The organism is Marinilactibacillus sp. GCM10026970 (assembly GCF_042660675.1).
Taxonomy (GTDB): domain Bacteria; phylum Bacillota; class Bacilli; order Lactobacillales; family Carnobacteriaceae_A; genus Marinilactibacillus.
On sequence record NZ_JBHSUL010000010.1, the window covers coordinates 1 to 16,334 of the forward strand.

Below are 16,334 nucleotides of genomic sequence, written 5' to 3' on the forward strand. Positions count from 1 at the left end.
GCTCCTTTTGCTTACATAAACAAATAAGATCCACTGGAAAATCTCAAGTAGATTTCCCGGTGGATCTTATTATTTAACTGGGACTTTTGTCCCAGCCTCTTTTTTTATGATGAATAATCAACGATTTTTGTACCATGGAATTGATTTGCGTTAATTTTTCCTGCAAGTTCAGTAAGGTTTTCGTACGTCACTCCACCACCGGGAAGAATTTCTATTCTTCCTTTCGCGTGGCTAATCAGTTCATTTAATCTGTCCTGATGACGGAAAATATCTCCCGCAGATCCCCCATGTGTTAGAATGCGTGTCACATGATGATGAATCAACCACTCCATTTCATTGAACTGATCTTCTTTTGCGATTTCATCAAAGGCCATATGAAAGGTTACTTCTACGTGCTTACATTTTTTCAATAAAGTTTCCATTAACACACGATCAATTTTGTTCTCAGAAGTTAGACATCCTAAAACGACGCCGTCTGTTCCGAGTTCAATCGCTTGTTCAATATCATTTTCCATAATAATGCCTTCTTGTATCGAATACTCAAAGTCGCCTCCTCTTGGGCGGATCATTGTCATGATTGGAACAGAATAGTCCTTGCAATATTCTATGGTATTTTTGATTACGCCATAAGAAGGCGTCGTTCCACCAACTGATAAGTTATCACAAAGTTCAATTCGGTTAGCTCCATTCTCAATCGCTAATGGTATTTGAGTGAAGTTTTCTGCACAGAATTCTTTTATCATATTAATCTCCTTTATCATGCTCGATAGAATATATGAGATTATTATACAAGTTTATTCGAGAATATCTCATCGATATGATTGATCAGGTGTGATAACTTCGCCCATTGCTGTTCTTCAGTCAATAGATTTCCTTCCTCAGTAGAAGCGAACCCACACTGTGGGCTGATACAAAGCTGCTCTTTAGGTACATACTGAGCGGCTTCATTAATTCGATTTTTCAGCACCTCAATATCTTCTAATTCTGGAAACTTAGAGGTCATTAATCCTAATACCACTTTACCTTCTCCAGAGAAATGTTCAAGTGGACCAAAATCACCGGAACGGTCATCGTCATATTCTAAAAAGTATCCATCATAAGAAATTTCATCGAAAAGTTCTTTAGCCACTGGATAATAAGGACCTGCAGCAGCATATGAGGATTTATAATTTCCACGACAAACGTGTGTCGTTAGTGTAAGGTCTTTTGGTTTATGCTCAATAATGGTTTGAATCATTTCTTTAGATAGTCGTTTCAGCAGAAGCCATTCTTCTTCTGGAACGACCCCGCCCCTAATGCCATCAGCCGCTAAAAACCCCCAAAATACATCGTCTAGTTGAAGGTAGCGACACCCTAAATCATAAAAAGCTTGTACTGCATCGATATAGACTTTTTTGAGGTCCTCTGCAAATAACTCCGCGCTTTCGTAATGCTCTTCTCTTCTAATCCCTTCGTGTAAAAACTGATTTGGACTTGGGATTGATAATTTAGCAATAGCGCCGGCTCCTACTGCTTTCTTCAAATACTTAAAATGTTCCAGAAAATCATGAGTTGTATTCCAACTGATTTTACCAGTCGTTCGAACATCAAGTGGTTCACTTTCGATACCATCAGCGAATTGATACCCGTGATCCTTTCTATATTGCTCTATTCCATTTAACCCCCACATGAAATCAAGGTGCCACCAACCTCTACGGAATTCTCCGTCAGTTACAGCTTTTAATCCAATATCTATTTGTTTTTGGACAATTCTACTGATTTCCTGGTCCTCTACTTCTTTTAACTGTGCTTTAGTAACTTCACCTTTTTCGTAAGCGAATCTAGCTTTCTTCAATCTTTCCGGTCTCAACAAACTACCTACATGATCAACTTTAAATGGTCCTTTTTGATTCCAAATATTTGCTTCTTGCATCTACTTCATCCCCTTAATTTTTGAATTGTAAACAAAAAATCCTTGAATAAGAATCTTCTTCTTACTCAAGGACGTTAGTCGATATTAACGTGGTACCACCTTTATTTATCTATATCACTATAGATCTTACTCAGCACAAGTCCATACTTTAAAAGCTAGACTCAGTTACTGATGCATTAATAACGGTTGCTTCCGGAAAAGTCTGATGGCACTGAACCATTCGACAATTCTGCTCAAAGGTCATTTTCCTATCAATTTCTTGGCTCCATTTCAGCTTTAAAGAGCTCTCTTTGCAAGATAATTGATCATACTATCCTTTTCAGTGCAGATTAACTATTCAATTCTAAGATAATGTTAATGTACTGAACTCTACTTGACTTGTCAATAATAATAAACGAATTAACCCGTACTTTCAATATTGACTTTTAACCGATTCTTCCATAAAGTATAAAGTGCTTGAAAAAATGGAGGTACCTATGGTTCAAAAATATTATGCAGTTAAAAAGGGTAGAAAACCTGGAATTTATACTACATGGCCTGAAGCTCAGAAACAGATTTCTGGTTTCTCGGGAGCCGAATTTAAATCATTTACGACAAAGATTGAAGCAGAACAATTTATTAATCCTGTAGCGGTCGTTTCCACTGTTTCTGATGAAGATACTGTCTTTGCTTACGTAGATGGCTCTTTTGATAAAATCAGTAATCGTTACAGTTATGGTGTTGTGATGCTTAAAGACGACAAAGTCATTGGCACTATGAGTCATGCCGATAACGATCCTAGATATGTGGAAAGCTTTCAAATCGCAGGTGAATGTTTTGGTAGTTTGAACGCGATCAAGTGGGCAAAAGAAAATGGCTTCAAAAAGGTCATCGTTCATTATGATTACTTAGGAATAGAAATGTGGGCAACTGGACGCTGGCGCGCAAACAAACAAGTATCAAAAGACTACATCACTTTTTACCAACAAGTCTCTCAAGGAATAGAAGTTGTATTCAAAAAGGTTAAAGCGCACTCTGGTGTTGAATTTAACGAACTCGTTGATCAACTTGCAAAAGACGCATTAAAATAATTTTTACCGAATAGAAGCTTCTGATCATTCAGAATTTTCTATTTGGTTTTTTGTATCTCTCTTAAATTATTGATACATTTTGGCACTTTACTGTGCTAAGATGAAAAAGAAATGGATTTAAAAAGAAGGGAGCTGTCTGTATTGCAACAAAGTTCAGAGTTCACCATTCTACCTTATCAGCCAATTTTCGAGAAAAGCTGGGTCAGATGTAAAGCACTTGCTTATTTACATAGTCAATTCATAGATCAAATGTCACAAGAAAAAGATATCTATTCTGAAAAAGAGGATGGATATAAGGAAACAATAGAACTAGTTGCATTGCTTAAAGATGAAGTGGTCGGCCTAATAGATATCGGTATATATTCTGAAGAAAGAACTAAAAATGATCTGTATGTAAAAGATGCTTATCAAGGTTCTTATGTAGATGCTATTGCTATCCACCCAGACTTTCAAAAACTCGGTATTGCACAATCTTTGTGGAATCAAAGCATACAGATTTTAAAAAGTAAAGATGTACACTATTTAACGATTTTTACTAGAGATGATTTACCAGCTAATCAGTTCTATCAAAAAAACGGTGCGCAATTACTGACAGAGCACTACCGTGTAAAAGGACAATTAAAGCAATCTCCCTATCCATCTGGTAAATTTATGGTTGATCCTTCTACTCAGAAAATCGGAGAATTAGATTCGCAAGGAAATCCACTTCCATATTCTCCGGATTATCCTCATACTTTTTGGGTTTATGAAAAAGAAGATCTAAAATTATTTAACGCTGATTCAACTTATATTGAACGTTCATATGTCTTGTATTTGTGATTATCTACAAAAAAGTAAAGGAAGTACCTTCATGGAAAAATTAACAATCGATCAGTTGATATTAAAACAGTTTGCAATTGATCTAAATTGTACGCTAGAAGAACTAGAAGGCTTTGAACATATTTTCAAAACATCCCCTCCTTCAGAGACTAGCCGTTACTGGGCTCGTAATGATGGAGATTTGATTTTTTATAAAGATCGAATATTTTGTAGAACAGGAAATCAGGCTCTTACTCAAAAACTCCAAGAAACATACAAAAACCGTGCCGGAGAATGGTTCGGTGAAATTGATAGCCTTATAGAACTAAACGAATTATTGAAACCGTTTAAGTATAAACTAAATCACTACTCTCCCTTTTTTGTTCCAAAACATTGGACTTTACCAGAAGTAGAGTTATCAAATCTCAAAATATACGAAGAAACCGAAATCGTCTCTTTCAAAGAAGACGAACGGTTTGAAGAATCTTTCTTATATGATAAAACAGATCCGGATAAATTGGGAATTGCTCATGTAATTGATGACGAAATCGTTGCCATGATTGGAGCCAATCATAATGGTAAATATACTTGGGAGATTGGAGTTGAAATTGTAGAAGACCATCACTCAAAAGGAATTGCAACAAATTTAGTCAAAGCGATGACCCGTGAAATTATAATTAGAAACAAGCAAGCAGTTCTTCCTGTGTACAGTACACAGTTCACTCATACAAAATCAATCAACTTAGCTATCCGATCTGGATTTAAACTTGGCTGGACTGAGCTAGTGCTAACAAAAATAGAAGATTGAAAAAAACGATCTCTCCGTTTTCAGGAGAGATCGTTTTTCTCGATTATTGTATTAGTTACCGAATACTTTGAAACGATCTTCGTCGTTCATGTATTCTTTGTCTCCAGCTGGAGCTTCTGGTGAACCGAATACTAATTGCGCTCTAAGTTTCCAGTTTTCCGGAGTGCCCCATTCTTGAGCAACTCTTTCATCGATTACTGGGTTATAGTGTTGCAAGTTAGCACCAATGTTTAATTGAGCCAAAGCAGTCCACACGTTTACTTGAGCAATTCCACTTGCCTGGTCAGACCAGATTGGGAAGTTTTCAGCATAAAGTGCAAATTGTTCTTGCAAGTTTTTAACAACATCTTGATCTTCAAAGAATAATACAGTTCCTTTAGCTTGAGCAAAACCTTGTAGTTTAGCTTGAGTATTTGGGAAAGCTTCTTCTGGTGTTAATGGTTTAAGTAATTCTTCAGTGATTGACCATAATTTTTTATGTTCATCGTTTAACAAGATAACGGCTCTAGAAGTTTGAGAGTTAAATGATGTTGGTGATTCTTTTACAACATCTTTAATCAAAGTAATTAGTTCTTCTTCTGATAGTGAGATATCATTTCCTAGGCTATATATTGAACGACGTGTTTTTAATTCATCTAAAAATTGCATGCTTAAATCTCTCCTTCTTTTATATCTTACTTTTTGTAACTAAATTCATTATACTCTTAATTTTACTAAATGCAATAAAAAACTACAAATTCGTAATAAATATTCTCGTAGTATTCTATTCTTAATAACAATCTACCAAATTGGCTCATTATAGTTCCATTTTATCCAAAACGTTTTTTAAAGCTGTCAAGTCTTCAGCAGATAAGGTTAGACCTTTCCCCATTTTCGAATAATCAGGGCTCCAGTCTCTAATATCAAATTTTGGATCATTACCATTCCAACTCACCAAATTGAGTTCTTTTTTCCATCCACTCTTGCCTTCGCTGATGGTACCGATATGTTCCATAATTTCAAATTCAATTCCCGCCATTTTAACTCTCTCCTTCCATAAAGTACCGGCCAACTTCTTCCGGTCTGTGTGCATCCGATCCAGTTTCTAGAACAAGCTCAAGTTGCTTAGCCACTTTTAAAATGACATCATCTGGATACGTTTTACCGTAATAGGCTTTATCCATACCCGCAAAATTATAATCCAACTTATACTGATTTTTTTCAGCTAACATTAGCAATTTTTTCCAGTTGATTGTATCCGTGTACTCATAAGCTTTACTAAACTTATGAATCAGATTGATGTGACCGATTTTTTTTGGTGTCAACTCTCCATATGGATTAGATAAAGCCTTTCGGACTGTTTTTTCGTAAAGTTTGTATAATGTATCAAATCCTACTTCTTTAGCTTTTTCAATAAATGATTCTTTACTGTAATCAATACAGTAATAAGAACCGTCTGACAATCTCAAAAAATGCACACTTAATATAGAGTGAGGAATTGCTTCAGGATACTGCTCAAGAAACAGCTGCGTTTCCTGTTCTTTCCCTTCAATATAATCAATCTCAAATCCTGCATTGATTTGAATTTTATGGCCATATTTTGCTTGAAGCCCTTTTGCCTCTTTCAAATACTCATAAACTGTATTTTCGGCCATTGCGCTGTCTTTTGTGGGCACCGTATCTTCTATTGGTAAAGGTGCGTGTTCTGTGAAGGTCAGGGCCTTGATTCCTTTATCAATAGCAACTTTCACATAAGCTTCCATTTTATGATCAGATCCATGAGGACAATATTGCGTATGTACGTGTCCATCTATCGTCATTTTCCTACCTACTTTCTAAATAGTATGGTCTCTCTTGTTATCTCGTACTCAACTAGTGTACCGCATTAATTTCATTGAATCTATTCATATAAAGCCTAGTTTATGGTACTATTTTTGTTATTGGTAAAACTTACTAATAACAAGTCTGATTGTATCAGAACTTTAAAAAAATAGAAACGAGGAAGGAATTATTATGAACTCTATTAGCCTTAACAAATCCATACTCCATCAAAAAAGACAAGAACTGGACTTCCTCCATCATTTCCATGGATTGGGCTACGATTTGATCGATTTATCCGCTATCGAACAATTCGACTGGACTAAATTGTCAGAAGACGATTTAGGATTAATGAATGACCGCCATAAATGGCAGCACGAGGGCTCTTTGTATGCACTTAGAAGTGACTGGACAAACGCAATTGTACGGTATCGTCAAAAATATCAATTACATTCTGAGACCATCGCTTATTCTGGACCAGTTTACACTCAGAGTTCAGAAAAACACCAATATGGACTTGAAACCTTTACAGGAGATATTCAAAAACAAATGGCCGTTTTGAAACAGATGGTAGCTTATATCAAGGAATCATTAGACTTACCTTTATCTGTAGCTGTTATCAGTCATAATACTTTATTAAAAAATCTATTATCTGAAGAAGATTTATCTGATGAACTAACTCGTAAATATATTAAAGAACGCAATAGAGATGCACTAAAAGCAAAATTGGGTGCAGAGCATCCAATCATTGCATTAATGGCTCAACCGGCAGCCAAACAATCAAGTTATGTCAAAGAACATATGCCTCATCTAAAACGTCATATCGAAGAAATGACTCAGTGGGAAGCCATACTGAATGAAGAGAATATCACTTACGTATACGGAGACATGCTAGCTTTACCTTCACAGTCTTATTATAAAGGTATTTCGATTCAACTTTATGCGGAAGATACCGTTGAGCCAATCGCATCAGGTGGACAATACTCAAGTCCTTCCAATGCTTTTGGAATCGGTTTAAATATCTAATCATTTCTTTAAAACTAGAGACGGAGGAACAGAATCTATGATTACAATTGCGTTATCTAAAGGAAGACAATTAAAAGATTTTATACAGTACCTTGATGAAAAAGAATTAACGAGCTGGAGCTCAGCCTTGAAATCCATTTCAAGAGAACTTGTTATCGAATTGGAACAAGTGAGATTTTTACTTGTTAAAGGTGAAGATGTTCCAGTTTATGTAGAAGAAGGCGTTGCAGACCTTGGAATTACAGGAAGTGACGTTTTATTTGAACAAGACCGTCAGATTAATAACTTGATGGACTTGCCTTTTGGATATTGTCATTTTGCAGTAGCTGCAAAAGAACCAAGAGATACGTATCCAGTAGTTGCTACAAAATATGTCAATTTTACAAAAAAATATTTTGATTCTATTATGCAACCCGTCAAAATCATTCAACTAAAAGGTTCAGTTGAACTCGCTGCTACGATTGATATGGCTGATGCAATCATGGATATCGTACAAACAGGAACAACACTTAGAGAAAATGGTCTTTATGAACAAATTCAACTAGATGAGATTAATGCTCGTCTGATTTCAAATAAACATGCGTATTTTGCTAAAAATGATGAGATTCAGACCATAATGAATCAATTAAGGATGAACTGATATGTATACGACAAATACCTTTAAAGACATTTATGCAACAAAAAATGATATCGATTGGACATTACTAGAAAGCGTTCAGTCTATCATCAAAACTGTACAACAACAAGGTGATCAAGCCTTGTTTGACTATTCAAAGCAATTTGACGCTGTTGAATTAACTGACCTAGAAGTTCCATCTTCTACTTTAAAAGAAGCTTATGAATCAATCGATGCGGACCTGAGAAAGGCGCTCGAAGAGGCTAAGTCGAATATTGAAACGTATCAAAATTCTATAAAATGGAAACAAGGCCCTTCTTCTGAATTGTATCAAAAAATCCACCCTTTAAATCGTGTAGGTATCTATGTCCCTGGAGGTACAGCTCCCCTCGTCTCTACTGTCTTAATGACAACTGTGTTGGCTAATGTCGCTGGCGTTAAGGAAACGATTATCGTAACGCCACCGCAAGCAGATGGCATTCAAAAAGCCATACTAGCAGCCTGCTACATTGTAGAAGCGGACCATGTTTATCAAGTTGGTGGTGCTCAAGCAGTGGCTGCACTTGCTTATGGAACTGAAACGATTCAAAAAGTAGATAAAATCGTAGGACCTGGAAACCAGTTTGTCGCAATGGCTAAAAAACTGGTTTACGGAGACGTCGGAATTGATTCTATAGCGGGCCCTAGTGAAATAGTTGTGGTCGTGGATGAATCGACTAGAGCAGATTGGGTTGCTTATGATCTACTTGCTCAAGCTGAACACGACGTTCAAGCACGAACTTTCTTGATTAGTGAATCCAAAGAAAAGATAGAAGAGATCCTTACTGAAGTCCAGAGAAAAGCACCTTTACAATCACGTGCTGCGATTATTGAAGAAAGTTTGAAACAACATCATTATTCTATCCATACAGCATCAAAAGAAGAAACGATTGAAGTCGTAAACCTAATCGCAGGTGAACATATCTCCATCCAAACCAACGATGCTGAAAGTTACGTTGACTTGATTACAACGGCTGGTGCTATTTTTATTGGAGACCGTTCTCCTGAAGCTATCGGTGATTATGTTGCCGGACCGAGCCATGTACTTCCTACTGGAGGAAATGCCCGTTTTTCAAATGGACTATCTGTGAATGACTTTTTACGAACGAATTCTGTTATCCACTTATCTCAAGCAACATTTGAAGAAATGGCATCTTCTGGAGTTCGCCTTGCAGAAGAAGAAGCCTTACAGGCACACCGCGATTCCCTTTATTACCGACTGGAGGATAATTCGAATGATCAGAATTGATAAAAATGAAAGTCCTTATAGAGCATTGACTGAAGAAGAGATTGCGAAAATCGCGATTGATACTCAGTTCAATCAGTACTCAGAAAATGAATACCAAGATCTACAACAAACCTATGCTGCATTCAATCAGCTTGATCCTGAGCTGGTTTCTTTTGCTAATGGTTCAGACGAATGGATTCAAAAATCAATCATTGTTCTTGGAAAAGGACCCGTTTTGACTTTTGATCCTGATTTTGTCATGTATGATGTCTACGCTAAACAGTTCGGACGCGAAATCGTTAAGTTGCCTGCAAATGAAGACTTCACTTTCGATTATGAAGAAGTTTATAGACAAATCAAAACTTTACGTCCTTCTGTATTCATCTTTTCACAACCTAATAATCCCTTCGGTACATTGCACCCTGATGCGTTTATCGAAAAAGCTGCTGAACTGATGAAAGAAGTCGGTGGCTATTTCATTATAGATGAAGCTTATGGAGAATTTGTAGAAGAAGCTACTGAACCACCTGTTGGCGATCATATCATTCGCTTGCGTACCCTTTCTAAAGTTTATGGTCTAGCAGGATTACGCGTTGGTGTCGCTACTTCTACTCGTAAAACGATGGATCTTCTAGACTCAGTCGCCCACCCTTATCCTTTAAATACTTTTTCTTTAAATGTTGCCGTACACTTATTGAATCAACCAGAAAGACTGGAAAATTTTATTGAATTGAATCGGTCTCTTTCCAGACAGCTGCACAGTATCTTTAAAGAAGAAGTTGGAGAAATCATTCCAATGTTAGAAAGCAGTACAAACTTCTTGTTCACTTATGGTGATGATGCTATGGATCTTGGAAATTACATCGTTGAAAATGGATTTCTTCCCCGGATGTATCCTGATGAGGATTCCCCTTCTCTTAAAAAGGCTGTCCGCTATTCAATTGCAACTGAAGACCAATTAGAAGAAATTAGAAAAATTATTCAAAAATGGAGAGATGAAAAATGGCCATCAAGAAAGAACGGATAACAAAAGAAACAGCTATTCACTTATCAGTTGAACGTGGTTTGAGCGCTTCTACAATTGATACAGGTGTCGGGTTTTTAAATCATATGCTGGACTTACTGGCGTTTCATGGTCATTTTGTCTTTGATATTAAGGTAGATGGTGACTTGGATGTCGATGATCACCACACAACGGAAGATGTTGGAATTCTACTAGGTCAAGCGATTGCTGAGCTGAATGTTGATAAATCTAGTATTCAGCGTTACGGAACGGCTTATGTCCCGATGGATGAAACACTTGCGCGTTCTGTTGTCGATGTCAGTGGCCGTCCTTTCCTTCACTTTGAAGCACAATTTTCTACTCAAACAGTTGGATCATTCGATGTTGAGCTTGTGAAAGAATTTTTCTATGCGTTATCCATCAACGCTCGTTTAACCACTCATCTAGACTTAATTCGAGGCGGCAATACGCATCATGAAATTGAAGCTTTGTTCAAAGCCTTTGCTCAAAGTCTGAGAATCGCTTTAAGCAATTCAGAAATCGATAGAATCCCTTCCTCTAAAGGAGTGATTGAAGAATGATCGCCATAGTAGACTATGGGCTAGGTAATATTGCGAATCTTACCAATGCTTTAGAATATTTAGGATATGAAGTGGAAATCACGCATGACGAAGAACGACTCAAGCAAGCTGACCGCATCATTTTACCAGGTGTAGGACATTTTAAAGATGCTATGAGTAGAATTCAGCAACTCGGTCTTTTACCTGTTCTAGAAGAATTAAAAGAAACCAAACCTTTTGTGGGTATTTGCTTAGGGATGCAGTTGCTTTTTGACTCTTCTGAAGAAGGGAATGTCAATGGACTTGGCTATCTTCCTGGTGATGTTAAAAAAATTACTGGAAACGTAACGGTTCCTCATCTAGGCTGGAATAAACTGTCTTCTGAAGTGCCCTCATTAAATGATGACGTTTATTTTATCCATTCTTTCAAAGTACACACGGATGAAAATGTCGTTGCTACTGCAGAATACGAAGAAGACGTTGTCGCAATCGTACAAAAAGATCACATTATTGGGATTCAGTTCCATCCAGAAAAAAGTGGTGAAAAAGGACTTAAAATACTAGATCAGGCATTAAAAGGTGGGTTTATATCATGATAGAATTATGGCCGGCAATCGACTTGATCGATCAGCAAAGCGTACGGTTAACGGAAGGTAAATATGAATCAAAAGAAGTCATGAGCCGAACAGCTGAAGAAGCCATTGCTTTCTATAACCAATTCGAGCAAGTTGCACGTATTCATATCGTTGATTTGATGGGTGCCCTTCACCAGAAGCCAGCTGAAAAAGACTTTATCACTAAACTGATGCAGACAAGTAAGGTGCCTATTGAAATTGGTGGCGGTATACGCTCAGAAGAATCGATTCAATACTATCTTGAAAATGGCGCTTCTTACATTATTGTAGGCACGCGCGGTTTAAAAGATCTTCCTTGGCTGAAGGAAATGACCCTAAAATACCCTGGAAAAATTTATCTTGGTCTTGATGCGATGAAAGATCAAGTCGCTGTAAATGGTTGGACTGAAACGGAAGAACGTACAATTTACGATATCGCTAAAGAAACCGCTACTTATGATTTAGGTGGTATTATCTATACAGATATTTCTAAAGACGGCAAAATGAGTGGTCCAAATATTGAATTAACGGCTCGACTCGTTGAATTATCCCCTCATCCGATTACAGCTTCAGGCGGTATTCGAAGTCTTCAAGATATGAAAGAATTAGAAGCTGTTGGCGTCAAGGCAGCAATTGTCGGTAAAGCTGCGAACACATCTGAATTTTGGGAGGGCATTAACAGATGATCAAGAAACGGATTATTCCCTGTCTAGATGTTAAAGATGGTTCGGTCGTTAAAGGCATTCAGTTCAAAGGACTAAGAAAAATTGGAAATCCTGTTGATCTTGCTAAACGCTATAATGCCTTAGGTGCAGATGAATTAGTCTTTCTGGATATTTCTGCAACAGAAACGGGACATGCTTTAATGCTTGATGTTATTAGACAGACTGCTAAAGAACTGTTCATCCCTATGACGATAGGTGGCGGTATTCAATCAGTAGAAGATATCTCTACCTTGCTTGGTGCTGGTGCGGATAAAGTGAGCTTGAACTCTTCTGCACTCAGGAATCCACAGCTAATTAAAGAAGCAAGTGAAAAATTTGGTTCTCAATGTATCTGTATTGCACTTGATGCCAAATGGGATGAAGAACAGCAAGACTGGTTTTGTTATACGCATGGTGGAAAACAGGCAACTGATACTAGAGCTCTTGATTGGGTCAAACAAGTTGAGACACTTGGAGCAGGAGAGTTGCTTGTGACAAGTATGGACTTTGACGGCATGCAACAAGGCTTTGATCATAAACTTTTACGTCTGATTCAAGAATCTGTCAATATACCCGTGATTGCATCTGGTGGAGCTGGAACAGCGGCTCACTTCTCTGAATTGTTCTCTGAAACAGATGTATCTGCTGGATTAGCGGCTTCTATCTTCCATGACGAAGACGTGTCAATTCAAGAAGTAAAAGATCTTTGCATAAAAAAAGGAGTGCCAATGAGAAATGTCTAAATATGATGATTTAAAACCTGACTTTTCTAAAGGGCTACTGACAGTAGTCTTGCAACATTATACGAACAAAGAAGTTCGAATGGTTGGATACATGAACGAAGAGGCTTTTGAACTAACTAAGAATGAAGAAGTTGCGTGGTTTTACTCTAGATCCAAAGAAAGACTCTGGAAAAAAGGAGAGTCTAGCGGTAACGTTCAATATGTGAAAGATATGTATCTGGATTGTGATCAGGACGCTCTACTTTTAATGATTGATCCAGTTGGTCCAACTTGTCACACTGGTACAGACAGTTGCTTTAATTTGGAATCTACATTCACATTAAAAGACATCGAAGCAACCATTCAAAATCGAGCAGAAGCAACTGACACGGACTCTTATACAAATTATTTGCTTTCAAAAGGAATAGATAAAATTGCCAAGAAATTTGGAGAAGAAGCATTTGAAGTTGTCATCGGTGCTAAAAACGAGGACAAAAAAGAAGTTGCCGACGAAGCTGCGGATGTTTTGTATCACTTAGGTGTTTTGATGCATAAATCTGGTGTAAAGGTTTCCGATGTAGAAGCGGTTCTAGCTGAACGTCATCACAAAAAGAATAATTTCAAAGGTGAACGCCAAGATATTGAAAAATGGTAATCATCCATTTTTAAAGATTGAGACCTTCTATTTTAGAGGGTCTCTTTTTTACTTTATTTAATAAATGACTAGACACTATAAATCGTTTTCAAAATGGTTTTATCTTTACAATCTATTTTAATCACTTAATTGTATGTCTAAGGTTGCATCCACTTCTTACTACCTGTATTCTAATAAATAACTAATAAAAAGAAATGTTTTATCTGAAAAAGGAAGTTGGAATCCTCATGAACGCTCAACCAGTGAACTCAATTATTTTAATTATTATGCTCAGGGCTTAACACTGTATAAATTTTTACAGCTGTTTAGTCCTATTCATGGTTTGGTGTGAATGGGACTTAGACCTCTCATTCTTTTAAAGAATGAGAGGTCTTTTCTGTTTCCATAGAATTTTTTAAAGATAATCCATTACTTGATCAAACATTATAGAAAGATGGAGGAATCTCATATGCTCATGTTCTTAAAGCAATTAAATCAAACCTTTACAAAGTACTTATCATGGGTCGTCATAGCAACTGCTGTGCTCGCTTTACTTTTACCTAATTTATTTCTATGGGCAGCCGGTATCACAACGTATACCTTACAGTTCATTATGTTTACAATGGGGCTGACAATGAAACCAGCGGATTTTAGTGAAGTTCTAAGGCGGCCCTGGCAAGTCTTTTTAGTCGTCATCACCCAGTATGTCTTTATGCCTCTATCTGCCCTAGCACTTTCAACTTTGTTCGATTTACCAACTGAAATTGCCTTAGGTCTTTTATTGGTCGGTTCTGTACCTGGAGGAACATCTTCAAACGTGATTGCTTATCTAGCCAATGGAAATTTACCTTTGTCTATTAGCTCAACGTCTGTTTCTACGCTGTTATCTCCACTACTAACACCGCTTATTCTTTCATTTTATGGAGGAGCTTATCTGGATATTAACTTCTGGACGATGTTCCAATCAATTATTCAGGTTGTCTTATTGCCTGTCCTACTTGGTTTAGTCATCAGTCACTTCCTTGGCAGACACACGGAAAAAGCTGAAAGGATTTTACCTTCTTTCTCTTCTATCGCTGTACTTTTAGTACTTGCTGGTACTGTATCTGTTAATCAACAAAACTTACTTAGCACTGGGTTAGTGATTTTCTTTATTGTTTGGCTTCACAACTTGAGCGGATACGGAATCAGTTATCTAATTTGCAAATTATTAAAACGAGACATTCCGACCACTCGCACCATTGCCATAGAAGTCGGTCTCCAAAATACAGGCTTGGCTGCAAATCTTGGTTTAGCACACTTCACACCCGCAACGGCACTCGCTGCCGCAGCTGGAACAATCGTGCATACATTATTTGGAACAGTATATGCTAACCTGTGCCGAAGACGTGATCAAAAAGATTCCACCCGACACTCGATTATTCATCCTATAAAAATCCAATCATAATTTAGAAGAAAGTAGTGAATTTATATGAAATTAAGTCAAACCGTAAGAAGTGGTCCTGATCAATATATCTGCCAGGAAGCTGCTCTAGTTTATTTTGATGAAAAAATGAAACGATATACGTCTCCTGTTATCATCACTGGAGAACTATCTTTTGAAGCTTTCGAAAAACATTATCCTGGTCAAAATGATTTTCCTGTACTAAAGTATAATCATACTGCATCCATCGAGGATATGAACAGACTAGCAAAAGAGTGCGCAGGAGCGGATTGTATCGTTGGAATCGGTGGTGGCAAAGTACTCGATACCGCTAAAGGTACTGCTGACCTGTTAGGAATTGAATACGTAACGATTCCGACCGTTTTAGGAACTTGCGCTGCCTATACCCCTCTCTCAGCTGTATATCATCCTGATGGTACATTTAGGAGCGTTGACTACTATAATCGATCTGCTTCTTTTTGTTTTATGGGCCTCTCTTTACTAGTAGAGTCACCAAAACATTACTTTGCGGGCGGTATTGGAGATACACTTGCTAAATGGTACGAAGCTGAAGGAATCACGAATCACATTCAAGGAACCTTACCAGCTATGGTCTCTGTTGGACTGCAAACTGCGAAACTTACCCAAGAAATTTTGCTTCAGGATAGCGAAGAAGCTTTAAAAAGTATAGAGACGCACGAAGTCACTCCCGCATTTCAAAAAGTTGCAGAAGCTGTCGTAGCTATAGCCGGAACTGTCGGAGGTTTTGCTGGCGAATACGGTAGAATGGCTGGCGCGCATGCTGTGCATAATGGTATGTCCTTGATTCCTGAAACACATAATTACGAGCATGGTGTTAAGGTAGCCTACGGAGTTTTAGTTCAACTAGCGACTTGTAAAAGATACGATGAAGTTGATAGATTGCAGAGCTTTTACAAAGAAAATGCTTTCCCACATTCTCTGAAAGATTTCGGCGTAACAGATGGCCTTGAAGAGGCAATGGAAAAAATTGCTACCTTTTCTGCTTCAGATAAAGAAACTTTTAATCTCGTTATTCCAGATGTTACGGCCAACGACATTTATCAAGCTATGCAGTACCTTGAAGTGCTTGAACCTGCAAATATTGGTGTATAACGAATATACTTGCTTATAAAATACTAATCAATATGCTTTTATTGATCACTGAAAGAACCTTCTGGGATTCTTTCAGTGATCTTTTTGTTGCTCCTAAACTTGATTTTTTGATTTGTTATAAACTAAAGATATTCTTAGACTAAAGTACTTCTTATTGAAATAACTTAAAATTAACAGTACGATGATAGTCATGCTAAAAACAAAAGTTTTACCTAACTAAAATCATTGTCTTAAATGAAATAAATT

The 16,334-nt window shown here is 37.3% G+C and carries 19 protein-coding genes and 1 other annotated feature; of the genes, 14 read left to right on the forward strand and 5 right to left on the reverse strand.

Translation table 11 applies throughout. From position 1 onward, the window contains the following. Positions 1 to 104 precede the first annotated feature (104 nt). Together ACFP65_RS03580 and ACFP65_RS03585 are read right to left on the reverse strand one after the other, a co-directional pair. A complete protein-coding gene (locus ACFP65_RS03580) occupies positions 105 to 743 on the reverse strand; it encodes a copper homeostasis protein CutC (RefSeq protein ID WP_379915954.1) in 639 nt (212 codons plus the stop codon). A gap of 41 nt (positions 744 to 784) precedes the next feature. Further along, positions 785 to 1,912, reverse strand: coding sequence for a 5-methyltetrahydropteroyltriglutamate--homocysteine S-methyltransferase (locus ACFP65_RS03585; RefSeq protein WP_379915956.1), 1,128 nt, complete (start codon positions 1,910 to 1,912; stop codon positions 785 to 787). A 64-nt stretch (positions 1,913 to 1,976) separates the two neighbouring features. Continuing rightward, positions 1,977 to 2,244 (reverse strand) — a binding site (T-box leader). Positions 2,245 to 2,388: 144 nt separating this feature from the next. Here ACFP65_RS03585 and ACFP65_RS03590 point away from each other — a divergent pair. The 3 genes from ACFP65_RS03590 (at position 2,389) to ACFP65_RS03600 (ending at position 4,588) form a co-directional block, all read left to right on the forward strand. Then, the gene (locus ACFP65_RS03590; protein WP_379915958.1) at positions 2,389 to 2,982 is read left to right on the forward strand and encodes a viroplasmin family protein; all 594 of its coding nucleotides are present in this window, start codon (positions 2,389 to 2,391) and stop codon (positions 2,980 to 2,982) included. Between the two features lie 141 nt (positions 2,983 to 3,123). Then, positions 3,124 to 3,801: a GNAT family N-acetyltransferase gene (locus tag ACFP65_RS03595; RefSeq protein WP_379915960.1), complete on the forward strand. Its 678-nt coding sequence runs from the start codon at positions 3,124 to 3,126 to the stop codon at positions 3,799 to 3,801. 31 nt (positions 3,802 to 3,832) lie between these two features. Then, entirely contained in the window at positions 3,833 to 4,588 is a 756-nt protein-coding gene (locus ACFP65_RS03600; protein WP_379915962.1) for a GNAT family N-acetyltransferase, read from the forward strand. A gap of 51 nt (positions 4,589 to 4,639) precedes the next feature. Here ACFP65_RS03600 and ACFP65_RS03605 read toward each other — a convergent pair whose 3' ends face one another. The 3 genes from ACFP65_RS03605 to hisJ form a co-directional block, all read right to left on the reverse strand. Next, positions 4,640 to 5,236 (reverse strand): nitroreductase family protein, encoded by a 597-nt coding sequence (locus ACFP65_RS03605; RefSeq protein ID WP_379915964.1) that lies wholly within the window; start codon positions 5,234 to 5,236, stop codon positions 4,640 to 4,642. 148 nt (positions 5,237 to 5,384) lie between these two features. Next, positions 5,385 to 5,606, reverse strand: coding sequence for a YdbC family protein (locus tag ACFP65_RS03610; RefSeq protein ID WP_379915966.1), 222 nt, complete (start codon positions 5,604 to 5,606; stop codon positions 5,385 to 5,387). Between the two features lies 1 nt (position 5,607). Then, positions 5,608 to 6,387, reverse strand: a complete 780-nt coding sequence (gene hisJ / locus ACFP65_RS03615; protein ID WP_379915968.1) for a histidinol-phosphatase HisJ — start codon at positions 6,385 to 6,387, stop codon at positions 5,608 to 5,610. 193 nt (positions 6,388 to 6,580) lie between these two features. Between hisJ and ACFP65_RS03620 the strand changes: the two genes are divergently transcribed. From ACFP65_RS03620 to ACFP65_RS03670, 11 genes are all read left to right on the forward strand, one after another. Then, positions 6,581 to 7,411: an ATP phosphoribosyltransferase regulatory subunit gene (locus tag ACFP65_RS03620; protein ID WP_379915970.1), complete on the forward strand. Its 831-nt coding sequence runs from the start codon at positions 6,581 to 6,583 to the stop codon at positions 7,409 to 7,411. A 37-nt stretch (positions 7,412 to 7,448) separates the two neighbouring features. Then, complete coding sequence (hisG, locus tag ACFP65_RS03625; protein WP_379915972.1) at positions 7,449 to 8,051, forward strand: ATP phosphoribosyltransferase; 603 nt, start codon at positions 7,449 to 7,451, stop codon at positions 8,049 to 8,051. A 1-nt stretch (position 8,052) separates the two neighbouring features. After that, the gene (gene hisD / locus ACFP65_RS03630) at positions 8,053 to 9,315 is read left to right on the forward strand and encodes a histidinol dehydrogenase (protein WP_379915974.1); all 1,263 of its coding nucleotides are present in this window, start codon (positions 8,053 to 8,055) and stop codon (positions 9,313 to 9,315) included. Then, positions 9,302 to 10,321: a pyridoxal phosphate-dependent aminotransferase gene (locus tag ACFP65_RS03635; protein ID WP_379915976.1), complete on the forward strand. Its 1,020-nt coding sequence runs from the start codon at positions 9,302 to 9,304 to the stop codon at positions 10,319 to 10,321. The genes hisD and ACFP65_RS03635 overlap by 14 nt, the downstream gene beginning before the upstream one ends. Beyond that, on the forward strand, positions 10,297 to 10,878 hold the full coding sequence (hisB, locus tag ACFP65_RS03640; protein ID WP_379915978.1) for an imidazoleglycerol-phosphate dehydratase HisB: 582 nt from the start codon (positions 10,297 to 10,299) through the stop codon (positions 10,876 to 10,878). Before ACFP65_RS03635 ends, hisB begins: the two co-directional genes overlap by 25 nt. After that, positions 10,875 to 11,453, forward strand: a complete 579-nt coding sequence (gene hisH, locus ACFP65_RS03645) for an imidazole glycerol phosphate synthase subunit HisH (RefSeq protein ID WP_379915980.1) — start codon at positions 10,875 to 10,877, stop codon at positions 11,451 to 11,453. Before hisB ends, hisH begins: the two co-directional genes overlap by 4 nt. Next, entirely contained in the window at positions 11,450 to 12,157 is a 708-nt protein-coding gene (gene hisA, locus ACFP65_RS03650) for a 1-(5-phosphoribosyl)-5-((5-phosphoribosylamino)methylideneamino)imidazole-4-carboxamide isomerase (protein ID WP_379915982.1), read from the forward strand. The genes hisH and hisA overlap by 4 nt, the downstream gene beginning before the upstream one ends. After that, positions 12,154 to 12,918 carry an imidazole glycerol phosphate synthase subunit HisF gene (hisF, locus tag ACFP65_RS03655; RefSeq protein ID WP_379915984.1) on the forward strand — a complete coding sequence of 255 codons (765 nt, stop codon included), beginning with the start codon at positions 12,154 to 12,156 and terminating at the stop codon, positions 12,916 to 12,918. Before hisA ends, hisF begins: the two co-directional genes overlap by 4 nt. Next, entirely contained in the window at positions 12,911 to 13,552 is a 642-nt protein-coding gene (gene hisIE / locus ACFP65_RS03660) for a bifunctional phosphoribosyl-AMP cyclohydrolase/phosphoribosyl-ATP diphosphatase HisIE (RefSeq protein WP_379915986.1), read from the forward strand. Before hisF ends, hisIE begins: the two co-directional genes overlap by 8 nt. 448 nt (positions 13,553 to 14,000) lie before the next feature. Beyond that, positions 14,001 to 14,978: a bile acid:sodium symporter family protein gene (locus ACFP65_RS03665; protein WP_379915988.1), complete on the forward strand. Its 978-nt coding sequence runs from the start codon at positions 14,001 to 14,003 to the stop codon at positions 14,976 to 14,978. 24 nt (positions 14,979 to 15,002) lie between these two features. Further along, complete coding sequence (locus ACFP65_RS03670) at positions 15,003 to 16,088, forward strand: iron-containing alcohol dehydrogenase family protein (RefSeq protein WP_379915990.1); 1,086 nt, start codon at positions 15,003 to 15,005, stop codon at positions 16,086 to 16,088. The last annotated feature ends 246 nt before the right edge of the window (positions 16,089 to 16,334 follow it).